Annotated in this window: 6 protein-coding genes; 4 read left to right on the top strand and 2 right to left on the bottom strand. The window is 46.2% G+C overall.

Annotation, left to right across the window (positions count from 1 at the left end; all coding sequences use genetic code 11):
* Window positions 1–84: 84 nt before the first annotated feature.
* Window positions 85–849: a hypothetical protein gene (locus BCT11_RS01525; protein ID WP_038867041.1), complete on the bottom strand. Its 765-nt coding sequence runs from the start codon at window positions 847–849 to the stop codon at window positions 85–87.
* 354 nt (window positions 850–1,203) lie between these two features.
* Here BCT11_RS01525 and cysB point away from each other — a divergent pair, with 354 nt between their 5' ends.
* Complete coding sequence (gene cysB, locus BCT11_RS01520; RefSeq protein WP_038867045.1) at window positions 1,204–2,178, top strand: HTH-type transcriptional regulator CysB; 975 nt, start codon at window positions 1,204–1,206, stop codon at window positions 2,176–2,178.
* 53 nt (window positions 2,179–2,231) lie between these two features.
* Entirely contained in the window at window positions 2,232–3,428 is a 1,197-nt protein-coding gene (locus BCT11_RS01515) for a methyltransferase (RefSeq protein WP_102386919.1), read from the top strand.
* 93 nt (window positions 3,429–3,521) lie between these two features.
* Here the strand turns inward: BCT11_RS01515 and ald are convergent, their stop codons facing one another.
* Complete coding sequence (ald, locus tag BCT11_RS01510; protein ID WP_102386918.1) at window positions 3,522–4,646, bottom strand: alanine dehydrogenase; 1,125 nt, start codon at window positions 4,644–4,646, stop codon at window positions 3,522–3,524.
* 156 nt (window positions 4,647–4,802) lie between these two features.
* Here ald and lrp point away from each other — a divergent pair, with 156 nt between their 5' ends.
* Both lrp and BCT11_RS01500 read left to right on the top strand, forming a co-directional pair.
* On the top strand, window positions 4,803–5,297 hold the full coding sequence (lrp, locus tag BCT11_RS01505) for a leucine-responsive transcriptional regulator Lrp (protein ID WP_009842652.1): 495 nt from the start codon (window positions 4,803–4,805) through the stop codon (window positions 5,295–5,297).
* 151 nt (window positions 5,298–5,448) lie between these two features.
* Window positions 5,449–8,718 (top strand): DNA translocase FtsK 4TM domain-containing protein, encoded by a 3,270-nt coding sequence (locus tag BCT11_RS01500; protein WP_102386917.1) that lies wholly within the window; start codon window positions 5,449–5,451, stop codon window positions 8,716–8,718.
* Window positions 8,719–8,728: the final 10 nt, after the last annotated feature.

The following is an 8,728-nucleotide window of genomic DNA, read 5'->3' as shown; positions in this document are numbered from 1 at the left end:
CCTTATTTAGGACGGTACAACAAGATACAAAAAAGGCCGCAAACGCAGCCTTTAATCGAGTAGTGCGAAAAGCTTGTGGAGAGTTTACCACTTTTTCTTTTCGCCGAAGAGCGCATCCATATCACTGTCGCGTTCTTTATCGGCAAGCTGCTGCATTTCTGCTTCATTCTTGTCTTGGCGTTTCTTGTCTAGGTCACCAAGCATTTCTTCCAGCTTTTGTTTTGCTTGAATCGAGTACGCATCGTTCTTTGTACTTAGGGCATCAATGCCTTTACGAAGCAGTTGCAATGCGGTACCAGGTTGGCCACGAGCAATAGAATCGTTCGCTCGCTTGATAACGTTTTCGATGTTAATACGAATCTGCATAGTTTCCAGACGCGCGTTCTCTGTTACGTAAGTTTGCGTATCTAAACGGCCTTTGTTGTGCTCATTACGAACAGCATCACGAAGACGTTTGACGAGCTTTAACATTACAATGGCTTGTTTATCGCTGCTCGGCATCTTGAATGTGGTGCTTTCGCCGTTTGCGCTGCTCTCATTCAATTGAGAAATTTGCTGCTTCATGTTTTCGATGCGCTGCACGAGCTGCTTGTTCTTTGGATCAAGGTCGCGCATGCTTTCGAGTGCATCAAGAATACGGTTGTTAAGACACAGCAGTAAGTCCTTGCTGAAAGGAATATGATGAGCGTGCCCGATGAGCTCTTCAGTACCGTCAATCAGCGCCACATAGCGAGCAGACTCCTGTCTTTTCGCGGTCTCTACTTTTACCTTGTACTGCAACATGATGTTATAGCCAAGGATCAATACCAGTAGGATGGCAACCAAAGCGATTATTAAAGTCAAATTCATATCTTTGCTTCTACTACTTGTTACTTTTCTGTGTCCAGCTTTCAAGAATACATGAATCTTATCTTTCTCGGCACCCTATTTATCTGATTATTTTGCTCCAAACACGTTTTCCTGTGGAAATCAGCAGGGAATGCGGTGAGCTCCTGAAAAAACCTATTTTTAATGATTCAACCCCTTGCATATTGGCAGCGTTGAACGACCTTGCTATGAGCTTCGGGTATAAGTTAGAAATTACTGTTCATTTAGTTGCTAACACGTTATAACTAAACATTATATCGTGTGCATTCATATGCTCGGGAGGGCGGCCACGATGGGTATGACGTTATTATCTCGATAAATGAGTAAGGGATTACGATGAAGCTGCAACAACTGAAGTACATTGTTGAGGTTGTGAACCATAATCTGAATGTTTCTGCGACGGCAGAGAGCCTATACACATCCCAACCGGGTATCAGTAAACAGGTACGTTTGCTAGAAGATGAATTGGGTATTCAGATCTTCGAACGAAGTGGTAAACACTTAACGCAGGTGACACCCGCTGGTGAAGAAATCGTGCGAATTTCTCAAGAGATCCTCGCTCGCGTTGAAAGCATTAAAGCGGTCGCAGGGGAGCACACCCACCCTGAAATGGGTACGCTGAACATTTCTACTACACATACCCAAGCACGTTATGCGTTGCCTGATGTGATTAAAGGCTTTACAGCGCGTTACCCGAAAGTGTCACTGCACATGCACCAAGGCACACCATCTCAAATGTCTGAGGCCATCGCGAAAGGCACGGCGAATTTTGCGATTGCAACGGAAGCGCTTCACCTTTATCAAGATGCGATCATGCTGCCTTGTTACCACTGGAATCGCTCTATCGTGGTACCAAAAGACCATCCACTAGCGAAGAAAGATAAAGTAACGATCCACGATTTGGCGGCGTATCCGCTGGTGACTTACGTGTTTGGCTTTACGGGTCGCTCGGAGCTTGATACCGCATTCAACCGCGAAGGTCTAACACCACGAGTAGTATTTACCGCTACGGACGCAGATGTCATTAAGACTTACGTTCGTATGGGGGTTGGTGTTGGTGTGATTGCGAGCATGGCAGTCGATCACGACCAAGATGGCGATTTGGTGGCGATTGATGCGAGCCACTTGTTTGGTGCGAGTACGACCAGCATTGGCTTCCGTCGCGGTACGTTCTTACGCTCTTACATGTTCGACTTTATGGAGCGCTTTGCACCGCACTTGACTCGTCCGGTTGTGGAACAGGCGATCTCGCTTAAATCCAATACGGAAATCGAAGAGATGTTTAAAGACATCGAGCTTCCGGTCAGATAACACTTCATTCAAGTTTCGATTCCCTCTACAATGCGCTCGTTGTAGGGGGAGCTATGAAAACGCAATTTCAATTTATTAATGACTGCTTAATCGAGAATCAATCGTTGTGGCGATTTGAGCCCTTTAAAAGCAGCATTCACGCATCATTACCTTGGCAAGAGCAACACCCTCAGTTGTGTCATTGGTTAGCGTCTCTTACTCCTTCTCAGATCGAAGAATACAAATCAGAACCTGAGCTTTTATTTAAAGCGATCGGAACTTGTTTACCTGATCTTGAACCGCTTGTCGCTCTTACTCGCTTAGAAACCCTTTCATTAAATGGATTGGAGCTTGCTCGCGGTTTAGACAGTGGTATTCCTGGCCGCAAGTTAGAGCAAATAAGTTCGATGGGCGAAGCGGCTATTCAACATCATCACGGCAAAGAATGGTTAGAGTGGTGTTCAGGAAAAGGCTATTTAGGGCGAATTCTTACCACACAAACGAACCAGCCAGTGACGAGCTTCGAATTCCAACAAGCGCTGTGTGATTCAGGGCAACAAGCGGCGAATGAACATCGTTGGAACATGACGTTTATTCAAGGTGACGCGTTTGATTCTGCGGCAAAAGCCGTGTTTAAGCCGACACAACATGCGGTGGCGTTACACGCATGTGGTGATCTCCATGTTCGATTAATGCAGTACGGCAGCGAAAACGGCATCGCCGCGATGACAATCTCGCCTTGCTGTTACCATTTGATTCAGTCTGAGCAATATCAGCCAATGTCGGAGCAGGGCAGAGCTTCTTCTCTTTCTTTGTCTAAGCAAGAGCTTCGTATTCCTTTACAACAGACTGTGACTGGAGGTGAGCGTGTCCGCCGTCATCGTCAGCAAGAAATGGTGTTTCGCTTAGGGTTTGATTTGATCACGCGACAAACGTTAGGGTTGACCGAATATCAACCAGTGCCGAGTATTCGTAAGTCGCAATTAAGTGATGGTTTTGAAGCTTTGTGCCATTGGGCCGCAGAGCGAAAGGATATCGAGTTGACTCAAGATATTGACTTCTCGAAGTTCGAATATTTGGCTGAGCAGCGTTTTTGGCAGATGGAGCGTTTGAGTTTGGTTCAGTTGGTATTTCAACGACCATTGGAGATTTGGCTTGCTTTAGATAAAGCACTTTATCTTGAAGAACGTGGTTACCGTGTTAGATTGGCAGAATTTTGCGCTAAATCAGTTACACCTCGAAACATTTTAATTTGCGCTTATAAGTTTTAGATCTTTTTTATAATTAAATGCTCTATACAAAAAAGCCCACTTCTCAGTGGGCTTTTGTAAACAAAACGTGACAATTTGTGCGTTATTTTGTCATTAGTTGAACATTGCGATAGCTTGCGCTGGTTCAACGTATTCTAGGTCAAAGCTCTCAGCAACCTCTTTACAAGTCACTTTACCGTGGATAACGTTCAAGCCTTCTAGGAAACCGTTATCTGCTAGAAGCGCTTCACGGTAGCCTTTATTCGCGAGTTTTACGATGTAAGGTAGTGTTGCGTTGTTCAGTGCAAATGTTGATGTGCGAGCAACGGCACCCGGCATGTTAGCCACACAGTAGTGAACAACTTCGTCAACGATGTAAGTTGGCTCTGCGTGTGTCGTTGCGTGAGAAGTTTCAAAACAGCCACCTTGGTCGATTGCTACGTCAACGACCGCTGCGCCTGACTTCATCTTAGCGATGTGCTCTTTTGTTACTAGTTTAGGAGCGGCAGCACCAGGGATTAGAACTGCACCAATCACTAGGTCAGCTTCTAGAACATGCTTCTCAATCGCGTCTTCTGTAGAATAAACCACTTTCGCGCGGCCTTGGAATTCTTCGTCTAGTTTACGCAGTGTATCTACGTTGCGGTCTAGGATTGTTACGTCAGCACGAAGACCAACAGCCATACGAGCTGCGTTCGCACCAACGACACCACCGCCAACAACAACGACTTTCGCAGGCTCAACACCAGGTACACCACCTAGTAGTAAACCACGGCCACCGTGTGATTTTTCCAGCGTTTGTGCACCAGCTTGGATAGACATCCGACCTGCTACTTCTGACATTGGTGCTAACAGTGGCAAACGACCCATATTATCTGTTACAGTCTCATACGCTATACAGACAGCTTTGCTCTTGATTAGCTCATCAGTTTGTGGAAAATCTGGTGCTAGGTGTAAATAAGTAAATAAAATCTGCCCTTCGCGGAGCATTGCTCTCTCGACGGCTTGTGGTTCTTTTACTTTTACAATCATGTCTGCTTTCGCAAAGACGTCTGCAGCAGTAGGAAGAATGGATGCGCCTACAGCGATGTAATCATCGTCTGAAAAACCAATGCCGGCACCTGCATTGGTCTCAACTAAAACTTGGTGACCATGTGAGATAAGTTCTCTCACGCTAGCTGGGATCATTCCCACACGGTATTCGTGGTTTTTGATTTCCTTAGGTACGCCAATGATCATCCTGTGTCCTCTTTCTAAAATGGTTGTATTAACTGTTTGTAGGGTGTTATTGTCGAATTAATATCTAGTATAGATGTTGATTTGTAATATTTGGCACCAAATATTAAAAAGTTGTAGTATATTTTTTTGCAAGGAAGTAATAAGGTGGAATAAAAAATGGCAGAGAACTATAAGAAGCCGTCCAAGGAACTAGACCGTATCGACCGCAACATTCTTAATGAACTGCAGAAAGACGGTCGTATTTCGAACGTTGAACTTTCAAAACGTGTAGGACTTTCTCCAACGCCGTGTTTGGAGCGTGTGCGTCGCTTAGAGCGTCAAGGTTACATCACAGGTTACACTGCGCTATTAAACCCGCAGTTCCTAGATGCATCACTATTGGTATTCGTAGAAATTACGCTTAACCGTGGTGCGCCAGATGTATTCGAACAGTTTAACGCAGCTGTTCAAAAGCTAGACGACATTCAAGAGTGTCATCTAGTATCAGGTGATTTCGACTATCTTCTAAAAACCCGTGTATCTGATATGGGTGCTTACCGTCGACTACTTGGCGATACGTTACTACGTCTACCTGGCGTAAATGACACTCGCACCTACGTAGTTATGGAAGAAGTGAAGCAAAGTAACCAGCTTGTGATTAAAACTCGTTAAATTCTTGCAAAGAAAGCGGTAAATGCTTCCGCTTTCTCGATAGAGTAATTGGGTTTTTCTCTTTGATATGGTTAAATCAATTTACCGAGCGGCTTTTGCCGCTCGGAATGTTTTGCTTATTCCTAATTCATTTCCATATTCAAGTTGATTTATGTTCAAAGAGAACGCAAAGAAAGTCGAAACCATCATCAAAACCAGTGAAGAGCCTCAGTCTTCGCGTCTTAATGGCTTCCAACGCTTAAAAGAGTGCTGCTTTATCGTTGGCGTTCTTAGTTCGGTATTGTTGGCCGTTGCACTATTTACGTTTAGCCCAGCCGATCCGTCTTGGTCCCAAACTGCTTGGGGCGGAGAGATCGATAACGCTGGTGGTTTGTTCGGCGCTTGGCTTGCCGACACGCTATTTTTCACATTTGGTTCCCTCGCGTACCCACTGCCATTCTTGCTTACTGCAGGGGCATGGGTGATCTGTCGTAAACGCTCAGAGGACGATCCAATTGACCTAATGCTGTGGGGAACCCGTCTATTAGGTTTAGTTATCCTTATTCTTACCAGCTGTGGTCTTGCAGACATTAACTTTGACGACATTTGGTATTTCTCTTCTGGCGGTGTTGTTGGTGATGTGCTGACGAGTCTCGCGTTACCAACGTTGAATGTGCTTGGCACAACCTTGGTATTACTGTTCTTGTGGGGCGCAGGCTTTACGCTATTTAGTGGTATCTCTTGGTTAAAAATTGTCGAGTGGCTTGGCGATCGCGCTTTGGGTCTGATTGCTGCAGTCACTAATAAGGCACGTGGCTCAGAGCAAGAAACACTAGAACCACAATTGGATGAGTTTGTTGACGATCGTGTTATGACGAAACGTCGTGGTGACGATCTGGAAGATGAGCCGCTACCGCACTTAACCGCGTACGAAGTGGATGAACCAAAAGAGTCGGTTCCTGCGCATGAGTACCCAATCTACATGCCTCAATCCGCGGCGGCAGAACAAGCTACATCTCAGTCTGTTTCACCGAAACCGGCCGAGCCTGCTCCGCAGTCAGTTGTTATCCCTGCCTCTATTGCTCAAACTGCTGCTCAAGCGGCACCTGTTCAAGCACAGCCTGTTGAGCCCGTTCAAGCAGTAAACACTGACAACGTGGACCCAACGGTTGAACGCACTAAGCAACTTAATGTCACGATTGAAGAGTTAGAAGCCGCGGCACAACAAGCAGATGACTGGGCGGATGAAGTTCAACCAGTGCCAGTTGTACAAGAAAATGTCGCAGCGCCGATACAGCAACCTATTGAGCCGACACCTGTTCAGCCTGCTTATGCTGCGCAATCAGAACAAGCTTCATACCAAGCGTCAGTTCAACCTCAAGTTGACGTTCAGGCAGAACCGTATGTGCAACCTGAGCAGACCGCTCAAGCTGAACCGTTTGTGTCTGAGCCTGTTGAGCATGAATCAATGTACTCTGAATACGAGCAGTTCGAAGCGGAGCAAATTCAGCAGTCTTATGTTGCTCAAGACACAGTACATCAGCAAGATGAGCCAATGATTGATTCGGCTTCTCTTGATAACATCACTGAACAGACAGAGCCGAACCAACACATCGAACCAACGATTTCTAACTTTGATGTATTGGATGAAGAAGATGAATTCGTAGCACCGCAAACTGTTCATCAAGCTCAACCGGTTCACGCTGAACCACAGCAACCAACGGTAGCACCAACTCAGAATGTCCAACCGCAAGTTGCCGTTCAACCTCAACCGCAGGCACCTTCGGCAACGTTTGATCCTGCTCCTCAAGAAATTGAGGTAGAAGAGGTTCAAGAAGGTGATCAAGACGTAGCAGCGTTCCAAAATTTGGTTTCGAGTGCTCAAGCGAAGGTCGCGGCGAAGCAAAACCCGTTCTTGGTACAGCAAGATCAAAACTTGCCAGTACCAGAAGAGCCACTGCCTACTCTTGAATTGTTGTACCACCCTGAGAAACGTGAAAACTTTATTGATCGTGATGCGCTAGAACAAGTGGCTCGTTTGGTTGAAACCAAGCTTGCAGACTACAAAATCAAAGCGGATGTTGTTGGGATTTACCCAGGTCCGGTTATCACCCGTTTTGAGCTAGATTTGGCTCCGGGCGTGAAAGTAAGTCGAATCTCTGGTCTATCAATGGACTTAGCGCGTGCACTTTCTGCTATGGCCGTGCGTGTTGTTGAAGTAATTCCGGGTAAACCATACATCGGTCTAGAGCTTCCTAACATGAGTCGTCAGACGGTATTTCTATCTGATGTAATCAGTAGCCCTCAGTTTGAACAAGCCACGTCACCAACTACGGTCGTTCTTGGTCAAGACATCGCGGGTGAAGCGGTGATTGCCGACATTGCGAAGATGCCTCACGTGCTGGTTGCTGGTACCACTGGTTCTGGTAAATCAGTCGGTGTAAACGTGATGATCTTGAGTATGCTTTACAAAGCGTCTCCAGAAGATCTGCGTTTCATCATGATCGACCCTAAAATGTTGGAGCTTTCAATCTACGAAGGTATTCCTCATCTTCTTTCTGAAGTTGTAACTGATATGAAAGATGCGTCTAACGCACTACGATGGTGTGTAGGCGAGATGGAGCGTCGTTACAAACTGATGTCTGCATTGGGCGTGCGTAACGTGAAAGGCTTTAACGAGAAGTTGAAGATGGCAGCAGATGCTGGCCACCCAATTCACGACCCATTCTGGCAAGAAGGCGACAGTATGGATACTGAGCCGCCGTTGCTAGAAAAACTGCCTTACATCGTTGTGGTTGTCGATGAATTTGCCGACCTTATGATGGTTGTGGGTAAGAAAGTTGAAGAACTGATTGCGCGTCTTGCTCAGAAAGCTCGTGCAGCAGGTATTCACTTAATCCTTGCGACTCAGCGCCCATCGGTTGATGTAATTACTGGTCTCATTAAAGCAAACATCCCAACTCGTGTTGCGTTTACGGTATCGACGAAGACCGACTCACGTACCATTCTTGACCAAGGTGGCGCAGAGTCGCTACTTGGTATGGGTGATATGCTTTACTTACCGCCTGGTTCTAGCCATACGACACGTGTTCACGGTGCTTTTGCATCGGATGATGATGTTCACGCGGTTGTAAATAACTGGAAAGCGCGCGGTAAGCCAAACTACATTGATGAAATCATCAGCGGTGACCAAGGTCCTGAAGCTTTGCTACCGGGTGAACAAATGGAATCTGACGAAGAAGTCGATCCTTTGTTCGATCAAGTTGTGGAACACGTCGTTCAGTCTCGTCGCGGTTCTGTATCGGGCGTTCAACGTCGATTCAAGATTGGTTACAACCGAGCTGCGCGTATCGTAGAGCAACTGGAAGCACAAGGCATCGTGAGCGCGCCTGGCCATAACGGAAACCGCGAAGTCCTTGCTCCTGCGCCACCAAAAGATTAATGAACTTGTC

This window comes from Vibrio sp. 10N.222.52.B12 (assembly GCF_002875385.1).
Lineage (GTDB): Bacteria > Pseudomonadota > Gammaproteobacteria > Enterobacterales > Vibrionaceae > Vibrio > Vibrio jasicida.
This window is presented reverse-complemented; position numbering and strand designations above follow the sequence as displayed.

Bases quoted from the DNA above. Each gene is read 5' to 3' on its own strand.
- BCT11_RS01525 (WP_038867041.1), bottom strand. From the start codon at position 849: ATGAATTTGACTTTAATAATCGCTTTGGTTGCCATCCTACTGGTATTG.
- cysB (WP_038867045.1), top strand. From the start codon at position 1,204: ATGAAGCTGCAACAACTGAAGTACATTGTTGAGGTTGTGAACCATAAT.
- BCT11_RS01515 (WP_102386919.1), top strand. From the start codon at position 2,232: ATGAAAACGCAATTTCAATTTATTAATGACTGCTTAATCGAGAATCAA.
- ald (WP_102386918.1), bottom strand. From the start codon at position 4,646: ATGATCATTGGCGTACCTAAGGAAATCAAAAACCACGAATACCGTGTG.
- lrp (WP_009842652.1), top strand. From the start codon at position 4,803: ATGGCAGAGAACTATAAGAAGCCGTCCAAGGAACTAGACCGTATCGAC.
- BCT11_RS01500 (WP_102386917.1), top strand. From the start codon at position 5,449: ATGTTCAAAGAGAACGCAAAGAAAGTCGAAACCATCATCAAAACCAGT.